This is a genomic window from Bartonella sp. AC329YNZD, assembly GCF_042196685.1.
In the GTDB taxonomy this organism is placed as follows: Bacteria; Pseudomonadota; Alphaproteobacteria; order Rhizobiales; family Rhizobiaceae; genus Bartonella.
Genome location: NZ_JBHIQS010000022.1, coordinates 1 through 20432, shown reverse-complemented (window position 1 = coordinate 20432; position 20432 = coordinate 1). Strand labels below are relative to the sequence as shown.

Below are 20432 nucleotides of genomic sequence, written 5' to 3'. Positions count from 1 at the left end.
TCTTCCCATGATCAACGTGACCAATCGTACCAATATTAACATGCGGTTTTGTTCGTTCAAACTTGCTCTTCGCCATTTGAGCTCTCCATTTTCTGTCCAAACCAAGGACTAAGTTAAAAATTAATTACCAACCTGAAATTACGCGTATTTCTTTTGAATCTCCAAAGCAACAGCCGAAGGTACAGGCTCGTAATGATCAAACTGCATTGTATACTGCGCACGCCCCTGACTCATAGAGCGAAGAGTATTCACATAACCAAACATATTTGCTAAAGGAACCATTGCATTCACAACCGTTGCAATGCCGCGCGCTTCAGTTCCTGAAATCTGTCCCCGACGAGAATTGAGATCACCAATAACATCACCAACATAATCATCTGGTGTAACAACTTCCACCTTCATGATCGGTTCAAGAAGCTGTGCACCAGCCTTCTTTGCCCCATCACGAAAAGCCGCACGAGCAGCAATCTCAAAAGCCAAAACCGAAGAATCAACATCGTGATAGCCACCATCAATGAGAGTCGCTTTTACACCAAGCATAGGAAAGCCCGCAAGAGGACCTGACCCCATAACACTCTCAATCCCTTTTTGGACACCGGGAATATATTCTTTAGGAACAGCACCACCAACAATCTTTGACTCAAAAATAAAATCATCACCATCATGAGGCTCAAAAACAATTTTCACACGAGCAAATTGACCGGCACCACCCGATTGTTTCTTATGCGTATAATCAATTTCCGCCATTTTAGTAATTGACTCACGATAAGCAACTTGAGGCTGCCCAACATTTGCTTCAACTTTAAACTCGCGCCGCATACGGTCGACAATAATATCAAGATGAAGTTCACCCATTCCAGCTATAATAGTTTGACCTGATTCTTCATCCGATTTAACACGAAACGAGGGATCTTCCGCCGCTAAACGATTAAGAGCAATCCCCATTTTTTCTTGATCTGCTTTTGTTTTCGGTTCAATTGCAATCTCAATAACGGGTTCAGGAAATTCCATCCGCTCCAAAATAACAGGCTTCAAAGGATCGCAAAGAGTATCACCCGTTGTCGTCTCCTTAAGCCCTGCAAGAGCAACAATATCACCAGCAAATGCCTCTTCAATATCCTCACGAGAATTTGAATGCATTTGAAGCATACGCCCCAAACGTTCCTTCTTCTTCTTCACAGTATTCTCAAGAGAAATACCCTTCTGAACTTTACCAGAATAAATACGACAGAACGTCAACGAACCAACAAAAGGATCATTCATAATTTTAAAAGCAAGCATAGATAGCGGAGCATCATCAGAAGATTCGCGTGTCGTCTCAGCCTCAGTCTTTACATCAATACCCTTAATCGCCGGGATATCAATTGGAGAAGGAAGATAGGAAACAACAGCATCCAAAAGTGGCTGCACCCCCTTGTTTTTAAAAGCCGTACCACAAAGAACCGGATGAAATTGAACTTCTACTGTCCCCCGACGAATGAGAGAAACAAGTTGCTCATTGGTTGGCATAACACCTTCCAAATAAGCCTCTGTCGCAGCTTCATCAACCTCCACGGCCATCTCAATCAATTTCTCGCGATATTCTTCAGCTTTCTCCTTTAAATCAGAGGGAATTTCACTTATTACCGCCGAGGCACCAATAGAACCATCCCACTTTAAAGCCTTCATTTCTACAAGATCAACAACACCTTCAAAGTCATTTTCAGCACCAATCGGCAACTGCAAAACAAGCGCTTTAGCACCCAACCGAGAGCCAACCATCTCCACACTACGATAGAAATCAGCTCCTATTTTGTCCATTTTATTAACAAAAACCATACGAGGCACACGATATTTTTCAGCTTGCCGCCAAACAGTTTCCGTCTGAGGCTCCACACCAGCATTTGCATCCAACAAGGCTATTGCACCATCAAGAACACGCAAAGAGCGCTCAACTTCAATCGTAAAATCAACGTGCCCTGGCGTATCAATAATATTAAAGCGACGCTTCCGACCGTCCTGCCCTTCCCAAAATGTCGTTGTCGCAGCAGACGTAATCGTAATACCACGCTCCTGCTCCTGCTCCATCCAATCCATTGTAGAAGCACCATCATGGGTCTCGCCAATTTTATGATTCTTACCGGTATAGAACAGAATACGTTCAGTCATCGTAGTCTTACCAGCATCAATATGCGCCATAATACCAAAATTACGATAATCTTCAATTTTATATTCGCGAGCCATTATATTTGCCTTAGTTTAAAACTTCTACCAGCGATAGTGAGAAAAAGCACGATTAGCTTCAGCCATACGATGAACATCTTCACGCTTTTTCACGGCAGAACCACGATTATTAGCCGCATCCATCAATTCACCAGATAAACGCTCAACCATCGTCGTTTCATTTCGACCACGTGCCGCCGCAATCAACCAACGAATAGCAAGAGCCTGACGACGATCAGGACGAACATCAATCGGAACTTGATAAGTAGCACCACCAACACGGCGTGAACGAACCTCAATATGAGGAGCAACATTCTCTAAAGCTCGATGAAATAGAGCCACAGGATCTGTTTTTACTCTTTTTTCTACAGAATCAAGCGCACCATAAACAATACGCTCTGCAACTGATTTTTTACCATCAAACATAATGGCATTCATAAATTTCATAATAACCAAATCACCAAATTTTGGATCTGGATTAATCTCACGCTTTTCTGCTCTATGACGACGGGACATTGGCTTTGTCTCTCAATATTATTTTGGACGCTTTGCGCCATACTTCGAACGACGCTGTTTACGATTCTTGACACCCTGTGTATCAAGCAAACCACGAATAATGTGATAACGAACTCCTGGCAAATCTTTCACACGACCACCACGAATCATTACAACAGAGTGCTCTTGAAGATTATGCCCCTCTCCAGGAATATAACCAATCACCTCAAATCCATTCGTCAAGCGAATTTTAGCAACCTTACGAAGAGCAGAATTAGGTTTCTTCGGTGTTGTTGTATAAACACGCGTACAAACACCACGCTTCTGCGGATTCGACTGCAGAGCAGGAACCTTATTACGTTTAACTGGCGCCACACGCGGCTTTCGAATCAACTGGTTTACGGTAGGCATGCAACCTTCCTCTTTTCGATCTACATTCGTCTTACCCAATAGGGCTTTTCTATTTTCATCTCTTCCGATAGAATCAGAAAAGATATTTTAATTTACACACAAAATCGGGCACACCTGCAAAAACAGTCCACCCGACCACAAGCAGAGAAGGCAATAGCCTCTTGCACTAGCACTTGCTTTTAATCTTCTTAACACCCTTTATGAATGATCTTTTGGACATATCCAAAACCACTGATCATTTCTACATCGGTTATGTCTGTCCCTAATAGCGAGAACACGTACATTCGTCAAGAACTAAACTGCAGAAAGTTTTTAAAAATGAAAATAAATTAAATTTTAAAACTTTACATTTGCTTTTGCCAGTATTCTTGATACATCAATTTACCATAGTCATATGCCTCAAATAAAAAAAGAAGCTGCGACTGTTATAAAACTTGAATGCAGAAAATTAAATTGCACATGTGATATTTAATGATGAGCGCCATGAAAATAGCAACGTGGAATATTGCCGGAATAAAAGCACGACATGAAACATTATATCAATGGCTACAGCAAAATCAGCCGGACATAGCTTGTCTACAAGAAACTAAAAGTATTGATGAAAACTTTCCACGTGATGCAATTGAAAATTTAGGTTACCATATAGAAACACACGGACAAAAAAGTTTTAATGGCGTTGCGCTTCTTTCTAAAAAAACACCAGATGAAGTGATCCGTCGATTACCAGGCAACGATAATGACAAACAAACACGTTACATTGAAGCCGTTTATTCAACAAATAAAGGTGTTGTCCGTGTTGCATCTCTCTATTTACCAAATGGAAACCCTACTGAGAGTGAAAAATATTCCTATAAGATGGAATGGATGGGAAGATTATGTGCACATGCAAAATCATTGCTTGCGTACGAAGAGCCTCTTGTCCTAGCAGGTGATTATAATGTCATCCCCACCCCATTAGATGCAAAAAATCCTCAAGAATGGTATCAAGATGCTTTATTTCTTCAACAAACAAGAAAAGCATTCCAACGTATTCTTCATTTAGGTCTCTACGATGCTATCCGGAATGTCACCGATACGCCCTCGTATAGTTTTTGGGATTTCCAAGCTGGGTCATGGCCTAAAAATAATGGGATTCGCATTGATCATTTATTATTATCACCAGAAGCTGTTGATCATCTTGTTTGCGCTCATAGTCAGACAGAAGTAAGAGGATATCAAAAGCCATCTGACCACGTTCCTGTTTGGATTCAGCTTAATGTCAATTAAAAAACTATAGCCCTTATTTTGTGCGACAACAAAAAAATCACTCGATAAATAATAACTATGCTACACCAAATAAAGATTATATCTTAAACAACTACAATAAATGAATGGAGGACAGAAATGAAGAAATCATTATTAATATTTATTGCTGCAGCAGCCATTGGGCTCACAAGTATTGCGCATGCTAAAAATGATACGCTTGAAAAAATAAAAAAAACAGGGGAGATCACTTTAGGTGTCCGTGAATCATCTGGTTTGGCTTACGCCCTTGGTAATAATAAATATGTAGGTTTTCATACAGAAATGGCAGAACGGATCATTGATGATATCTCAAAAAAAATTGGTAAACCAATTAAAATTCATTATCTTCCCATCACTTCTCAAAATAGAATTCCTCTCTTAAAAAATAAAACCTATGATTTTGAGTGCGGCTCAACAACAAATGATATTGCTCGCAGTAAAGAAGCAGCATTTGCTTATACGACATACATTGAAGAGATTCGGATTGCTGTAAAGAAAAACTCTAACATTAAATCTCTTGACGATTTAAATGGAAAAACAGTTGCGACGACCACTGGTACAACATCTGTTCAACTTATTCGTAAAAACAAACGCGCCAAAAACATTAACTTTAAGGTTATCAAAGGAAAAGATCATGGAGATAGCTTCTTATTATTAGAATCTGGTAAAGCCGATGCCTTTGTTATGGATGCCTCAATTCTTGCTGGACATATTGCAAAATCAAAAAAACCATCTGATTATGTCATTCTTGACCCCGTACTTTCAGTCGAACCCATCGCCTGCATGCTTAGATTACATGACAAAAAATTTGAACAAGCAATCAACGATAGTATCGTGCGTCAGATCAAAGACGAATCACTTGAAAAACTTTACAATAAGTGGTTTATGGAACCGATTCCACCTGCTAATACTGTTATGAATCTTCCTTTATCAAAACAAACAAGATATGCTTGGGATCACCCCAATAATAAACCTCGGGAAAGCTACACAGCAGAAGATTTATAGAGTTTAAAAGGAAAAACCACACTCTTTAAAAATTGAGTGTGGTTTATATTTTAGTTCACTTTTTGATAAATTCCGCCTATGTAGATGCGGTTGATTTATTGTCCTATTTGTAAATGACTAATTTGAGGGAATATCAATTAATGGACTTTTCTTTTCTTTGTAGGGATGATCTTACTCAAACACTGGTAGCAGGATGCCTTGGGACTCCTGGCGTGAGTCATACCTATTTAGACACCCTTCTCGATGGCTTAAAAAATACGGTTATATTGTCCATCACTTCACTTATATTAGCTGTATTATTTGGTGTTATTATAGGAACAATGCGTACTTTACCTAATACTTCCATAACCAATTGTATATTTCGCACTATTGGTGCTATTTGGGTAGAGATCATGCGTAATATTCCTCTCCTTGTACAGGTGTTTTTATGGTATTTTGTTGTTCCTAAGATCTATCCACCAGCGATGAAATTTTCCCCTATTCTCTTAGTAACATGTGCGTTGGGATTCTTTACATCTGCACGCATTGCCGAACAGATTCGTTCAGGTATTGAAGCTATTCCTTCTGGGCAACGCTATGCTGCTATGGCAATGGGATTTACAACGTATCAAAGTTATCGCTATATTATACTACCGCGTGCTATACGCGCAATTATGCCCCCACTTACTTCAGAAGCAATGAGTATTGTAAAAAATTCGTCTATAGCATTCGCTGTTTCAATAAATGAACTCATGCAATTTCAATACCAAGCAATTGAAGAGGTAAGCCATGTTTACGAAAATTATTTGCTTGTTACGATTCTTTATATTCTTATAGCCTTATTCGTATTTATTGTAATGACAATTATTGAACAAATACTCAAAGTTCCTAATTCTCAAACACAGGAAAATTGAATATGATAAATTTTATAAGCTCTCAGTTTGGACTTTATTTTCCTTTCAATTTTTCTGATTTTGATTTTTCCTTTTTTACCTTTGATGTATTTCGTTCTTACATTTTATCAGGTTTACTTTTTAGCGTTTTTCTAACTCTTTTTGCAACAGTATTGGGGTTTATTTTCGGTACGCTTTTAGCAATGATGCGCCTTTCTTCCATAAAACTTCTTTCTTGGCTTGCAATCATTTACATAACAGCTATGCGTTCAATACCCCTTGTGATGGTTATCTTATGGTTTTTCGTACTTCTGCCTTTTTTAACGGGGACATCCATCGGTGCAAATAAATCAGCACTCATTACCTTTACCGCATTTGAAACTGCTTATTTCGCTGAAATTATGCGTGCTGGCATAAATTCAGTTTCGCAAGGACAAAAATATGCGGGGAAAGCTCTTGGAATGACATATTGGCAAAGTATGTACATTGTCATTCTTCCTCAAGCTTTTAGAGATATGCTTCCAGTCTTTTTAACACAAGTCATTATTCTTTTTCAGGATACAACCCTTGTTTATGCCATCAGTGGTCATAGCCTTTTGAATGGCTTTGATATTGCTGCTAATAATTTTGGTGTAAAGCAAGAAGCTTATATCTTAGCAGCTATTTTCTATTTTGTTATCTGTTTTACGCTGTCACAAATCGTTTTGTATTTACAAAAAAAAGTGTCCATTATCCGCTAACGGGGAAAAAATGTCTACTCATATGATCGAAATAAAAAATGTTTCTAACTGGTATGGCGAAGTTCAAGTTCTTAAAAACTGTACAACCAACATTAATAAAGGAGAAGTTGTTGTCGTTTGTGGGCCATCAGGATCAGGAAAATCAACACTCATTAAAACCATTAATGCTTTAGTCCCTTTTCAAAAAGGTGAAATTTGGATTAATGGAATACCAGTTCATTCAAAACAAACGAATCTGCCTAAATTGCGAAGTCAGGTAGGAATGGTATTTCAACACTTCGAGCTTTTCCCCCATTTATCTGTCACAGAAAATTTGACAATTGCACAAATCAAAGTCCTAAAACGAAGCAAAAAAGAAGCACTTGAACGTGGATTGTTATATCTTGAACGCGTTGGACTCATTGAACACAAAGATAAATATCCTGGTCAACTTTCTGGAGGGCAACAACAACGGGTTGCTATTGCACGTGCCTTAACTATGGATCCACTTGTCATGCTTTTTGATGAACCAACATCTGCTCTAGATCCTGAAATGGTAGGTGAAGTACTCGATGTCATGATTAGCTTAGCAGAAGAAGGTATGACGATGATTTGTGTAACCCATGAAATGGGATTTGCACAAAAAGTCTCGGAGCGTGTTATTTTCATAGATCAAGGAACAATTCTTGAAGACTGTTCATCTAAAGAGTTCTTTTCTGATCCGCAAGCAAGAAAACCGAGAACGCAAGAATTTTTGTCTAAGATCCTAAGTCATTAACCATTATATTATAACAAAAAGCTATCTCTACTATGAACTTGGACATAAAAAGATGGCGTTTAATATCAGATGGGAGAATGTAAAAAATATTACAATCAGATATTAAAAAACTGTTATTTTTTAAAATATCAGAAACAAGTGGCATTGCTGTACATCTTTCAAATTTATTACAAAGAGAAAAAGCCTGCTCTTGCAAAAGGTGAGTCCAGTTTTTGTTTTTTACGTTAGTTTTTTCATAGGCTGCAGTTAGCATTGCTATCCCGAGAATTATTTTTCCTTCTTGAAGCAACATATTTCCAAGCATTGTTTGAACAGAAGGATTTCCTTTTTTCTCTGAGAGTTGAAACCATCGTGGCTTGTATAGGATTTTTCTCCCTTCCCTCTCCCTTTAAAAATATTTTTCCTAAATGATATTGAGCTTTAGGATTTCTATAATTCACCGCAGCCCGCATATAAAGACGAACAAAAGAATTTTTTTTAAAGCAAATCTCTCCCATCCCTTATGCTATGAAATCATGCATCCAAAAAACAAAAAGTTGAAATCAACTCAACCGCTCTAAAGCAACGGATATTTTTTTCTTTGCAGCGCGAAGTTCTACAACCCTGTTCCGTTCACTTTCAACAATTTCTGCTTTGGCATTTGCTATAAATTTTGGATTATTTAACTTAAGCGATATTTTTTCAATATCCTGTTCAATTTTACTCACATCCTTCCTCAAACGAACACGTTCAGCTTCCAAATCAATCAACTGTCCTAAGGGCAAACAAAAAACGGCCTCTCCCAAAATTATTTGTGCCGATACTTCTGGAACTTTATCAGAGAAATGAATGATTTCAATACGCGCTAGCTTTTTAAGAAGTGCATCATAACGCTGCACACGCTCTCGCGTTATTTCCCCTCCTTCGACAACAACAAGAGGTGCTTGTATAGCCGCTGGAATATTCATTTCAAAACGTACAGATCGAATCCCAGTGACAACATCAATAAGCCAATTAATATCAGCTGCAGCCTCTTCATCTGTAAATGTTTCCTCTGGCCATTTTGTCAATGCAAGCATATCCTCACGCTTGATGGCTTGCGTTTCTGTAAGAGACCATAACTCTTCCGTCATATAAGGCATAAAAGGATGAAGAAGTTTATAAACTTCATCTAAAACCCAAGCAGTACAAGCATGAGCCTCATTTTTAGCATCTTCATTTTCCCCCTGGAAAATAGGTTTAAGAAGTTCCAAATACCAATCACAGAGTGTATTCCAAATGAAACGATAAAGTGTAGCGGCAGACTCATTAAATTTATAGTGTTCAATACCAATTGTCACTGCTGAAATGGTTTTAGAGAGCTCCGTTAAAATCCAACGATTAAGCGGCAGTTTTGCTTGTTCTGGTTTAAAAGCTGGATCATGCTTCACGCCATTCATCTGTGCAAATCGGGTAGCATTCCACAATTTCGTAGCAAAATTACGATAACCAGCAATACGGGAAACATCAAGTTTTACATCACGACCTTGTGCTGCCATAATAGCCAAAGTAAAACGAAGTGCATCAGCACTATACTGATCAACAAGCTCTAAGGGATCGATAATATTTCCCTTAGATTTTGACATCTTTGCACCCTTTTGATCCCGTACCAAAGCATGCACATAAACCGTTGGGAAGGGAACATCACCCATAAAGTGAAGTCCCATCATCATCATACGAGCAACCCAGAAAAAAATAATATCAAACCCTGTCACGCATAAAGATGTTGGATAAAAAGTAGACAACTCAGTCGTTTTATTGGGCCATCCTAATGTTGAAAAAGGCCAAAGAGCTGATGAAAACCAAGTATCTAAAACATCCGGATCACGGATTAATTCAACCACCTCACCATAATGAGCAACAGCTGAATCTAAAGCCTCTTCTTCACTTTTTTCAACAAAAACCGTTCCATCAGGTCCATACCAAGCAGGAATCTGATGTCCCCACCATAATTGGCGAGAAATGCACCAAGGTTGAATATTTTGCATCCAATTGAAGTAGGTCTTTTTCCAGTTATCGGGAACGAACTGCGTTTTTCCTTGTTGAACAGCCTCTATCGCTGGCTTTGCTAATTCAGCAGCATGAACATACCATTGATCTGTCAAAAAAGGCTCAATAGGAACAGCACTGCGATCTCCATGAGGAACCATATGGGGATGATCATCAACAGAAGCCAAATATCCCTGTTCTTTCATCAAAGCAACAATCTTCTGGCGCGCAACAAAACGATCAGATTTATCGAGACTTTCTACTAACATTTCTAATTCATCTGATAATATCAAACCATCAAAAAATGCTTCATTCTCACGGAGAAAAATCTCAGCTTTTGGGGTAAAAATATTGATCAAGCTTAAATGATTACGCAGCCCCACTTCAAAGTCATTAAAATCATGGGCTGGTGTGATTTTTACAGCACCACTTCCAGCCTCAGGATCAGCATGCATATCACCAACAATTAATAACCGACGACCAACAAGCGGCAAAAGAGCATTTTTACCGATAAGATTTTTATAACGCTCATCTTCAGGATTAACAGCAATTCCTGTATCACCAAGCATTGTTTCTGGTCGTGTTGTCGCCACTGTTATAAAAGTTGTCGCATCATTTGGATCAAAAACTTTACCTTCAAGTGGATATCTAAAGTGCCACAAATGTCCTTGAACTTCTTTTTGCTCAACTTCAAGATCTGAAATAGCTGTCAACAATTTAGGATCCCAATTGACGAGGCGCTTATCCCTATATATCAACCCTTGCTTATAAAGCGTGACAAAAACTTCACGAACCGCCTGCGACAACCCCTCATCCATTGTAAACCGCTCACGCGACCAATCACATGAAATCCCAAGACGGCGCAACTGGTTTGCAATAATGCCTCCAGTTTCATAACGCCATTTCCAAATACGCTCAATAAACTTTTCTCTTCCCATTTCTTGACGCGTTGGTTCTTGGCGTTCTGCAAGTTGGCGCTCTACAACCATTTGTGTAGCAATCCCAGCATGATCCATACCAGGCTGCCACAACACATTCCTGCCACGCATCCGCTGAAATCTAACCATTATATCTTGAATTGTCGTATTGAGTGCGTGCCCCATATGAAGTGAGCCGGTAACATTCGGGGGTGGAAGCATAACGCAAAAAGTTTCTGCACCACTTTTAGAACCCACTCCTGCTTTAAAAGCCCCACGAGTCTCCCATCTCTTTGCAACCCGTTGCTCTATAGAGGCAGCATCATAGTTTTTTTCTAACATTCTATCCATCCATAACGCCGCTGAACAACACAATATATGATCAAAACCTGATCAAAATTTCGTGAATCTCAGCCATTCACTAGAGAGCTCGCACAATCGCAAACAAAATCCCCATAAAATGAAAAACATAAAAATAATGTAAAAATAATTAAGACGATTTCTTAATCGCCTTCACAATCTCTTCACGCAAAATATCTTCCAGCAAAACAGGCAATTTAGACTGTAACCATTCAGCTATAGCCGGACGCAATACATCCTTTGCAATCTTTTCTGCAGAAGAAATACAATATGCAGACAATTCCACATGACCATCCCTTCCAGCGTCTGACTGTGATTTTCTTATCTCATCTTCATATTCTTTTGCTTTATAAACAGAATTCCGTTCTTCAGAAGAAAGCTTCATCTTTTGCATATCCATACCAACTGTATTATTTTCTGCCTCTATATCCTCTTTCTCTTGCGTTATCTTCCCTCCTTGATTTTCAGAAGAAAGACCAATACGATCAGCTAAAGCTTTCATAGCATCATCAACCGATAAGGTTGTATCATAAATACCCTCGGATGCCACTTCTGAAGCATTCAGTGCAACATCTTCATTTAAAAAGTGATCAGATTGAACCGCATTTTCTTCGATTATTTCACGAATAGATGTTAAAATTTCATCCATACTTGGCTCACGTAACACGCTTGAACTCTGTACCATACTTTACAACCTCTCAAAGACGCAACAACAAATAGAATCATATTTTCAGTGTATGCAAAAGAATTATAAGATCAACATACCTCCTATGATATTTTCAAATATGCTTGTCATAAAGAGGGCGCTACACACAGTTTTCTACACTTATAAAAATAATATCTCGCCGCAATATCTTTCAACATATTCAACTGTTGACTTACTAATCTTTTAAAAACTAAAATAATTTAATAAGATTCAAAGAGATACTTTTATGTATTATCGGATATATTGAATTGTTTTTAAACCTAAATAACTTGCAGTCAACTTACCAATAGAAGATTGAACACTATAGCTCGCCACAACAGCATTACGCTCTGCCATTGCAAGCGCAATTTGAGCATTAATCAATTGAGTACGAGAATTTAAAACATCCAATGTCGTTGCTTGCCCTACGCGATTTTCTTGAACACGACCTTTCAGAGCAATTTCAGCAGCACGAACACTTTCACGATAAGCAACAACAGATGAGCGTGCGCCCTCCAACTGAAACCAAGCAGAAGTAAGTGCTTGTCGGGTATTGCTATGCGCCAAATCGAGTTGAAGCTGCGCCTGTCCAAGCTGTTCCCTTGATTGGCGAATTTGCGCAGACGTACGCCCTCCTTCAAAAATTGGGACACTCACTGACAACCCTATTGATTTAGAAACGCCATCCTCTCCAGGACCACTATAAATTCGATTATAAGACGCTGTCGCAGAAAAATCGACCTTAGGGAGCAATGCACCTTCTTTTGCCTTTACATTGTAAACACTCGCATCGACTAAATATTTAGCATAAAGGATTGCTGGATGCATAGAAACGCTCATCTGGTAAGCCATATCAAGGTTGGCAGGAAAATCTCTGGCTACGGGAGGGCTTTTTAACTTTTCAGGATCAGAACCAATAACTTGTCGATACACTGCCTCGGCTGCTTTTACATCAGCACGAGCAAGACTCAGCTCTGAAACTGCCACGGAACGTGCTGCTTGAGCTTGAGCAAGATCAACACGCCCTCCCTCACCCACATCAAATTTTGCTTTATCGGAACGAACTTGCTCTTCAAGAGCTGCCAAATTTTCTCTCCGAAGATCGGCAATACGACGTGCCTGATAGACATTAGCATAAGCCGTTACAGTTTCCAGAAAAGTATTTTGTTCAGCATTACGAAGATACTCACGTTGAGCCTGCAACTTAACTTGCGCTGAAGAAAAGATATTTTGCGTGATAAACCCGTCAAATAATCTTTGATTTAATCTCACACCTATAGATCCAGAAGTCACATAAGGACCTGTAAAAGACTTATTGCGCCCATAGTTCCCAACCCCCTCAACTTGTGGCAATAACCCCGATCGCGCAATGACAACATCATCACTGGATATACGCACAGCTGCACGTTCACTATTCAACTTAGCATTGTGTTTATAAGCCTTAGAAAAGGCATCCATCAATGTTTCAGCACAAACAGTCTCTGATAAAAAAATACTCAACACCAACAACAAACATGCCTGAAACTTCTTGTTTATTTTTAACACAATACACACAACAACATACCCCAAATAAATTACGAAATTATCTTTTATTCACCGAACAAACAAGCTCTAAAATACAAAACCAGGTGTTTTTAAAAAACAAGGAAGAGGCTTTACAGCAAGATTAAAAGCACGACGAGCCGAGATGATCCCATCTTCTTTTATATAGATTTGTGCAATAGCAGCATTTCCATGCCCTTCAACCACAACAAGACGTCCACAGTCTTTCATTTGATCAAAGATACCTTGAGGAATAAAATCAACAGATCCCTCAATGAAAATCACATCATAAGGTCCCTCAACGGCATATCCTTGCTCTAAAGGACCATGAACGACAACCACATTATCACATTGATTACGTTCTAAAGCGTCAAGAGCACGTTCAAAGAGAGATTGATCACTTTCCAGCGCAATCACAGACCCTGCAAGTTTTGCAAGCAACGCTGCACAATAACCACTATTTGCACCAATATCTAAAACAACATCTGATGATTTTACAGCGGCAAGCTGTAGTAATTTTGCTAGAGACGCAGGTTTCATCAAATAGCGTGCAGGAACCCCATCTTGCACTGGACATAGAACAATATCGGTATCAAGATAACTTAACATTTTCATATCTTCCGATACAAAATCTTCACGAAATACCGTTAAAAAGGCTTCAAGAACTGATAAATCCGTTACATCGACTGTACGAATTTGATTGTCAACCATTTTGCGACGAAGCTCAGCAAAATCTGCAACCATAACGAATATTTTCTCCTAACCTACAAAAAACAAACAAAACAGCGACAATAAGGGACGAAGATCTCTTAAACTATAGGTGTTACAAAAAAGGACGCCACAGTCAACAATTAGATTTTAACTATATAATCTCTCACATAAAAGTGTCTTCACAAGAATAGAGGGAAATAATCTATTTTCCTATACCTCATCTCCCCTAAAAGCCGTTTCGTTTAAAATCGGCTGGAGGCCTCGCCCGGAATCGAACCGGGATACAAGGATTTGCAGTCCTCTGCGTAACCATTCCGCCACGAGGCCTCGTCAACAAACATAAAGGTTTCCATAAGGGAAGGCAACGCATCCGTCAAGGTGTAGAAATCTTCTCACACCTTTTTTCCTCTTATTACACAATTTATCATATTTTTTTAAAAAAAGTAATTTTATCCTTTGCAAATCAGTATTGCTTTGCTATAGCCTTTTCAATTAAATAATTGGGCACCGTTCCCCGGTAGCTCAGCGGTAGAGCAACCGGCTGTTAACCGGTTGGTCGCTGGTTCGAATCCGGCCCGGGGAGCCACTTTTCTTTTATTCCACGTAGTTTATTGTTTTTTCTCAAGCTTTTAGACATGAGGGATTCGTTAATAAAAGTGAGGGAATAGGATTTTTGCAATAAATATAGAAACGCAATATCATACGGGATGTGTTTTTTTGCAATGAACGCAAAAAGCAATTGATTCATTTTAGAATAGCACAAATAAGATTACTTTTTTCAAACCACCGCGCTTCTATAAGAGGGCACTGCAATTATTTGCATATTATAAATTACGATTTCTTTCATCAAAGATGAATTATTAAGCTCCATCAGCAATGAAACTGTATCATATTTTTTTCCAAAGAAAGAATGATTTATACTCAATAAAGAAATTAAACTTAAAAACCTGCTCATGAAGCAATCATTTTGAAAAATGGAAGAATCAATAATCAAGGTCATATATTATCTCCATACACCCCACATAATCTCCTCCCCATCCTAAAAGCAAAAAATATAAAACAAATCTGTAAACACTCCGACGTCTTATCTAACAGGTTATTCCTCCTGCTAACGACTTCAACGCTTTACAAACAACCTTGCCTTGTTCACCACACTGTCATAAAACATTTAATACATAAAGTCTTATAGGCTTTATATCTCCCAAATACTTTATATCCCCCCCCCAAATAATAGTGTTTTACAGTAAAAACCAAGATAACAAGCTAAATTGTTAAGAATCCTGAGAAAGCCTTCAGAAATCATGACATTCTCGCTATTGTATTATGCAGTCACATGCTTTTTTAAAGAGATATCTCTTAAATTCCCCAAGACTCTTTCACAATGACACCCCCGTAAATGGTATAAAATGAAATCGATTGATCAGCCCCATCTTTATTTATAATAAAAGTCATACCATCGTACTATTTTTCAACTCTCAATCTCAGCAATCCCCCATTGCCTTTGAAAGAGTTTATAAAAATTATTTTATTTATTTTTCAAATGTTTATTTATATGACAACTTCACACATAACGTGCAAGCGAATACTTTTGATTGATCCGCATAAATAACTTAAAAATGAAAAAAAATACGATATAATGAATTATTAAATATATAAAACAATGAGTTATTATTAGACATCAATTTTTAAAATTAAAAGTTATCATTAAAGATAAAACACATCCTTTATAAAAATAATTTTTATATAAATAAAATCTACTTTTATTCCCATTTTTAAAAATGGGAATAAAGCAAATAAATAATTGCCTCTACAATAATGATTTTTAAATAAATCCAAACGGTTAGAAGTTTTCATTTCTAAAAAATGAAAAACTCTGAAGAATCTTCTTACTTTTAACTCTTTTCAATTGAGAATAAATCAACAAAAGTAAAAAATCTCCTATACATGATCTTTTTCAAGACTTTATCTAAGCAGCCTTCTTAACTGATTTCCGAAAACGAAAAGTCTTTGCACGCTTTACTACCGCTTTTGCTTTTTGCTGCCTCTCATTTTGAGGTGAAGAATTCTTCCGCTGCAACTGTGCAGCATCATCTTTTCGACCTAAAAACTGTTTTTGACGTTTAGATTTTTTAAAACGGCGTTCCTTATCGTTTTCTTTATTTTCTCGTACAATTGGCTTTTCTGGAAACGCTGCAAATTGTTCTGGAACAGCCTCAGCCACCAATTTCATACGAATCAAGCGCTCTATAGCACGCAAGCGGGACCTTTCTATCTTCTCATCAAAAAGCGTAAGTGCTACACCAGAGGCACCATTACGTCCTGTACGACCAATACGATGTACATAACTTTCAGCTTCATCTGGTAAGTCGTAATTAATAACGTGACTTATCCCTGGTATATCAATACCGCGTGCAGCAATATCTGTTGCCACTAGGATCTGCACAGATCTTTCACGAAAAGCTTTTAAAGCAGACTGGCGAGCACCTTGTGATTTATTTCCATGAATTGTTGCGACTAAATATCCTACCTTTTCTAAACTACGCGTGACAGCATCTGCCCCATGTTTCGTTCGAGTAAAAACAATAACCGAATCAAAAGCTGGATTTGTCAAAAGTTTACTTAAAACATTCTTTTTTTCATTCGTAGGAACACAATATAATTTTTGGCAAATCTCTACAGCCGTAGTACCTTGAGGAACAACTTCAATTTTAACCGGATCATTGAGTAAACATTTTGCAAGCACAGCAATTTCCCTCGGCATTGTTGCAGAAAAGAGTGCTGTCTGACGCTCTTGATGCAAAAGCTTTGCAATTTGCTTAACATCATGAATAAACCCCATATCCAACATACGATCTGCTTCATCCAAAATCAAAAAACGAGATTGGGAAAGATCAACACACTTTTCACGAACAAGATCTCTCAAACGCCCTGGAGTCGCTATCAAAACATCCACACCTGCTTCCATACGTTTAATTTGTTTTAAACGTGATACGCCCCCAAAAATAAGACATGTTGAAAGATGTGCTCCTTTCGCCGCAGTGCGAATCGTTTCATCAATCTGAACAGCAAGTTCACGCGTTGGAGCTAAAATCAAAGCGCGTGCAGTTTTAGGGCATCGTTTATCACCTAAAGCCAAAATCTGACTTAAAATAGGCAAACTAAATGCCAAGGTTTTTCCAGAACCTGTCTGAGCAACACCTAAAATATCGTGTCCTTTCAACATCACTGGAATAGTTTGTTCTTGTATAGGTTTAGGTTTACTCATCCCAGCAATGAGTAAATTTTTAATCAAAAGAGTAGGCAAACCTAACTTTGTAAAAACATTTTCTTCTTTTATAGGCAAAATAAAATCTTTCCTTAGCTGAAGAACTCAAAATGAAGTAACCATCTGAACTCTCCACTCAAGAATCCGCGCAAGAGAAATCCCTGACATTTTAAATGAAGCAACACCTAAAAAGCGGCTTGCGCAACTCATGAACACCTTGAAATCAAGATAAAGGCGTATAAACTTCACTTTACAAAAAGCCAACAAACCAGCCTAAATGCCTTCACCTCTATTATCTTTGGATTATGATAAAAAAGCAAGAACTTTACGAAATACATTTATCATGAATAAAAACAATATTTAGATCGTTTACTTTTTGATGATTGTGTCCATCGGTAAATGTACCTTGATAAAATCAGGATAAATCTCGAGAAAAACTGGATTTTGTAAAGTTTTTTGACCGCCATAAATTAAATACCATTGGTTTTTATCAAAAATCGCCAAAGTTTTATATTGAATGATGCGATCTTTCATCTCAAGAACTGTTGGAATTAAAGCATACAAAGTACCGTTATCAGTTTGTAAATACTCTATATTTTCTTTATCTAAATAATAAGCACCAGAAGGCAACCCCTCAAACTTCTTATGCAACTGTTGAAGAAAATCACTACGTAAAGCACTCTCTGTTGTATTCAATCGATGTGCCATCTCTTTATAAAGCCGCTCAGGCATATAACGAGAAATAGGCATAAAATCCCCATTTTTTATAGCATTATTGACATCAACAACGACTCTTGAAAGTTCATCTTTTTGTACTACTGTTGGCTGAGATGCTAAACTCTGTTGATTAACAATCAAAAAGAAAAATAGACTCAGCACCGAATAAAAAATAGGTTTCATCATTATACTTCTTTTTTTAGTAAAATTTCAGTTTTTCAAATAACAAAATCGAATAACGTTTGATCATCAGTAATATCACGGTAACGCCAACCTAACGTTTGAAATTTTTCCTCTAAAAGACAAAAATTACCGTATTTTTTTGTTTCAATCGCAACCAATACAGAACCAAAGTTTCTCGCTGATTTTTTAAGATATTCAAAACGTACGATATCATCATCTGGCGATAATGTGGAAAGAAAATGACGCAATGCACCAGGATGTTGCGGAAAACTAAAAATAAAATATTTTCTCAACCCTTGGAAACGTAAAGAACGCTCTTTAATTTCTGGCAAACGCTCAAAATCAAAATTACCTCCTGAAATAACAAGAAGAATTTTTTTCCCCTTTAACTCTTGAGGAGGAATACTGTTAAGCGCATCAATCGATAAAGCACCAGCCGGTTCAAGAACCACACCTTCAACATTAAGCATTTCAACCATCGTAGAACAAACGCGATTTTCAGGAACCGTAATGACAGAATCAGGGGGAAATTGCTTTAGAATTGTATAGTTTAGTGCACCAATTTCAGCCACAGCAGCACCATCTACAAAAGTATCAATGCTTTCAAGCTTGACGCGTTTTCCACTCTCCAAACAAGCAAGTAAACTTGCTGCTCTTTGCGGCTCAACAAAACGAAGCTTTGTTTTCCAACCATATTCATGTAGAAACTTGCTCACTCCACTTGCCAAACCACCCCCACCTACCGGCACAATCATCAAATCTGGCTCACTTTCTCCATTGAGTTTTTTCCATTGTAAAGCAGCCTCACAAAGCACTGTTGCCTGCCCCGTAATAATGCGAATATCATCGAAAGGTGGAGCCATTACACCACCGCTCTCTACGACAAAGGATTGTGCAGCTTCATAACATTGATCAAATGTTTCTCCAACCAAACGAATATCAATGAATTCTTTACCAAAAATACGTGTTTTTTCAATTTTTTGTTGTGGCGTTGTCATAGGCATGAAAATCACGCCTTTACGTTTAAAATAACGACAAACAAAAGAAACCCCTTGCGCGTGATTCCCCGCTGAAGCACAAACAAATGCAGAATCTGGTGATATACAGCTAAGCATTTCTGAAACAAAATTGAAAGCACCACGAATCTTATAAGACCGCACCGGTGTTAAATCTTCACGCTTTAAATAAATTTCTGCATCATACTTTTGGCTAAGAAAATCATTTCTTTGAAGTGGTGTTTCAGCAAACACGTGATGCAATCCCACCATAGCTTTTGTGACGTCTTGAATAAATTGACTCATAACACTAATCATTTCATACTTTATTTACATTATAAAAGCTTTTTCTATCGATAAAGGAAACTATTGTCAGTCAAAATTTCACTAAAAAATGAAAAATGTTTCTTTTGTCATTAATTCTTGATTCAATAAAAGATATAGCTTATGAGAGAACTCACATCGCGGACGTGATGAAAACGGTAAACATAGCAGACTTAAAATCTGCCGGTCGAAGACCTTGCGGGTTCAAGTCCCGCCGTCCGCACCATTTCATGAAAAATTTCTTTATTTTCAACAATTTGTTAAAAATCAAACAAAATTAATCACCTTTTAAAACCCCATCATCACGCTATCAGATAGCACTAAGATGATACTAAAGTACGAATCATTACTGCTTTTTTAAAGCACCTTTTTAGCACCCCTCCCCCTCCTCGTCTTTACAGACGAGGAGATGAATCATATTTTAAATCTAATAAGCTTTCATAACAGATCTCGCTAAGATCTGCTTTACTTCTTTAACTAACGTTTTACATTTTCTTTTCATTTCATCTATGATGAGGTGCGTAATTGAGAACGCTTTTAGGACAATTCTACCGAATCTCTTTCTGTTTTTTGTTTCAATATAACGGTCAATTTCAACAAGATCCCATTTTAAGTACCGTCCTCTTATATAGGCTTAGAGAAAGCTTCGATTTTTACAAGCTCTCTAATGTAGGTCGTTGACATTCCGAGATAAATTGAGAGATCTTGTATATTGACAAGCCGGTGCAAATGCATCGACAGTAAAACTTGTTCGAATAAACTTACTTTTTCTATTGAGGCAGTTAATTTTTCTTCATTCATTTGAAACTTTCTTTATTATCTAAATGTTAAGGATAATTATAAATGGGCAGCGTGCTTAGGAAAGAAGATGAGAAGAAGAACACCTCCATAGATTTAAGCAGCTTTTGCCAAAATCTTTTGCATCTCTTGTTCTATTTCCCCTAAAAAGATTTCGACCGC

15 protein-coding genes, 3 tRNA genes and 2 pseudogenes are annotated in these 20432 nt (G+C 37.8%); 7 read left to right on the top strand and 13 right to left on the bottom strand.

The window, feature by feature from the left end:
• From ACFIMW_RS08220 to rpsL, 4 genes and pseudogenes are all read right to left on the bottom strand, one after another.
• A pseudogene (locus ACFIMW_RS08220) lies at positions 1–76 on the bottom strand (elongation factor Tu); the annotation flags it as partial.
• Positions 77–138: 62 nt separating this feature from the next.
• Positions 139–2223 carry an elongation factor G gene (gene fusA / locus ACFIMW_RS08215; RefSeq protein WP_375607436.1) on the bottom strand — a complete coding sequence of 695 codons (2085 nt, stop codon included), beginning with the start codon at positions 2221–2223 and terminating at the stop codon, positions 139–141.
• A 24-nt stretch (positions 2224–2247) separates the two neighbouring features.
• Positions 2248–2718 (bottom strand): 30S ribosomal protein S7, encoded by a 471-nt coding sequence (gene rpsG / locus ACFIMW_RS08210; protein WP_273791452.1) that lies wholly within the window; start codon positions 2716–2718, stop codon positions 2248–2250.
• An 18-nt stretch (positions 2719–2736) separates the two neighbouring features.
• Complete coding sequence (gene rpsL / locus ACFIMW_RS08205) at positions 2737–3108, bottom strand: 30S ribosomal protein S12 (protein ID WP_005773262.1); 372 nt, start codon at positions 3106–3108, stop codon at positions 2737–2739.
• Positions 3109–3591: 483 nt separating this feature from the next.
• Here rpsL and xth point away from each other — a divergent pair, with 483 nt between their 5' ends.
• From xth to ACFIMW_RS08180, 5 genes are all read left to right on the top strand, one after another.
• Positions 3592–4374 carry an exodeoxyribonuclease III gene (gene xth, locus ACFIMW_RS08200; RefSeq protein ID WP_375608739.1) on the top strand — a complete coding sequence of 261 codons (783 nt, stop codon included), beginning with the start codon at positions 3592–3594 and terminating at the stop codon, positions 4372–4374.
• Between the two features lie 117 nt (positions 4375–4491).
• Complete coding sequence (locus ACFIMW_RS08195) at positions 4492–5397, top strand: transporter substrate-binding domain-containing protein (protein WP_375608740.1); 906 nt, start codon at positions 4492–4494, stop codon at positions 5395–5397.
• Between the two features lie 140 nt (positions 5398–5537).
• Positions 5538–6290 (top strand): amino acid ABC transporter permease, encoded by a 753-nt coding sequence (locus tag ACFIMW_RS08190; RefSeq protein ID WP_375608741.1) that lies wholly within the window; start codon positions 5538–5540, stop codon positions 6288–6290.
• A gap of 2 nt (positions 6291–6292) precedes the next feature.
• Positions 6293–7009 carry an amino acid ABC transporter permease gene (locus tag ACFIMW_RS08185; RefSeq protein ID WP_375608742.1) on the top strand — a complete coding sequence of 239 codons (717 nt, stop codon included), beginning with the start codon at positions 6293–6295 and terminating at the stop codon, positions 7007–7009.
• Positions 7010–7019: 10 nt separating this feature from the next.
• Positions 7020–7766: an amino acid ABC transporter ATP-binding protein gene (locus tag ACFIMW_RS08180; RefSeq protein ID WP_375608743.1), complete on the top strand. Its 747-nt coding sequence runs from the start codon at positions 7020–7022 to the stop codon at positions 7764–7766.
• 106 nt (positions 7767–7872) lie between these two features.
• Here ACFIMW_RS08180 and ACFIMW_RS08175 read toward each other — a convergent pair.
• The 6 genes and pseudogenes from ACFIMW_RS08175 to ACFIMW_RS08150 form a co-directional block, all read right to left on the bottom strand.
• Positions 7873–8227: pseudogene (locus ACFIMW_RS08175) on the bottom strand (tetratricopeptide repeat protein); the annotation flags it as partial.
• Positions 8228–8308: 81 nt separating this feature from the next.
• Positions 8309–11032 carry a valine--tRNA ligase gene (locus ACFIMW_RS08170; RefSeq protein WP_375608744.1) on the bottom strand — a complete coding sequence of 908 codons (2724 nt, stop codon included), beginning with the start codon at positions 11030–11032 and terminating at the stop codon, positions 8309–8311.
• A 148-nt stretch (positions 11033–11180) separates the two neighbouring features.
• Positions 11181–11735 carry a DUF2497 domain-containing protein gene (locus tag ACFIMW_RS08165; RefSeq protein ID WP_375607442.1) on the bottom strand — a complete coding sequence of 185 codons (555 nt, stop codon included), beginning with the start codon at positions 11733–11735 and terminating at the stop codon, positions 11181–11183.
• Positions 11736–11987: 252 nt separating this feature from the next.
• Positions 11988–13238, bottom strand: coding sequence for a TolC family outer membrane protein (locus ACFIMW_RS08160; RefSeq protein ID WP_375608745.1), 1251 nt, complete (start codon positions 13236–13238; stop codon positions 11988–11990).
• Between the two features lie 108 nt (positions 13239–13346).
• Entirely contained in the window at positions 13347–14021 is a 675-nt protein-coding gene (locus ACFIMW_RS08155) for a protein-L-isoaspartate O-methyltransferase (RefSeq protein ID WP_375607444.1), read from the bottom strand.
• 220 nt (positions 14022–14241) lie between these two features.
• A tRNA-Cys gene (locus ACFIMW_RS08150) sits at positions 14242–14315 on the bottom strand.
• Between the two features lie 184 nt (positions 14316–14499).
• Between ACFIMW_RS08150 and ACFIMW_RS08145 the strand changes: the two genes are divergently transcribed.
• Positions 14500–14574, top strand: a tRNA-Asn gene (locus ACFIMW_RS08145).
• 1380 nt (positions 14575–15954) lie between these two features.
• On the opposite strand, the gene ACFIMW_RS08140 is transcribed toward ACFIMW_RS08145, so the two are convergent.
• From ACFIMW_RS08140 to ilvA, 3 genes are all read right to left on the bottom strand, one after another.
• Positions 15955–17331: a DEAD/DEAH box helicase gene (locus ACFIMW_RS08140; protein WP_375608746.1), complete on the bottom strand. Its 1377-nt coding sequence runs from the start codon at positions 17329–17331 to the stop codon at positions 15955–15957.
• Positions 17332–17622: 291 nt separating this feature from the next.
• A complete protein-coding gene (locus ACFIMW_RS08135; protein ID WP_375608748.1) occupies positions 17623–18153 on the bottom strand; it encodes a hypothetical protein in 531 nt (176 codons plus the stop codon).
• A gap of 35 nt (positions 18154–18188) precedes the next feature.
• On the bottom strand, positions 18189–19466 hold the full coding sequence (ilvA, locus tag ACFIMW_RS08130) for a threonine ammonia-lyase IlvA (RefSeq protein ID WP_375608747.1): 1278 nt from the start codon (positions 19464–19466) through the stop codon (positions 18189–18191).
• Between the two features lie 146 nt (positions 19467–19612).
• On the opposite strand from ilvA, the gene ACFIMW_RS08125 reads away from it, so the two are divergent.
• Positions 19613–19698: transfer RNA gene (locus tag ACFIMW_RS08125), tRNA-Leu, on the top strand.
• The last annotated feature ends 734 nt before the right edge of the window (positions 19699–20432 follow it).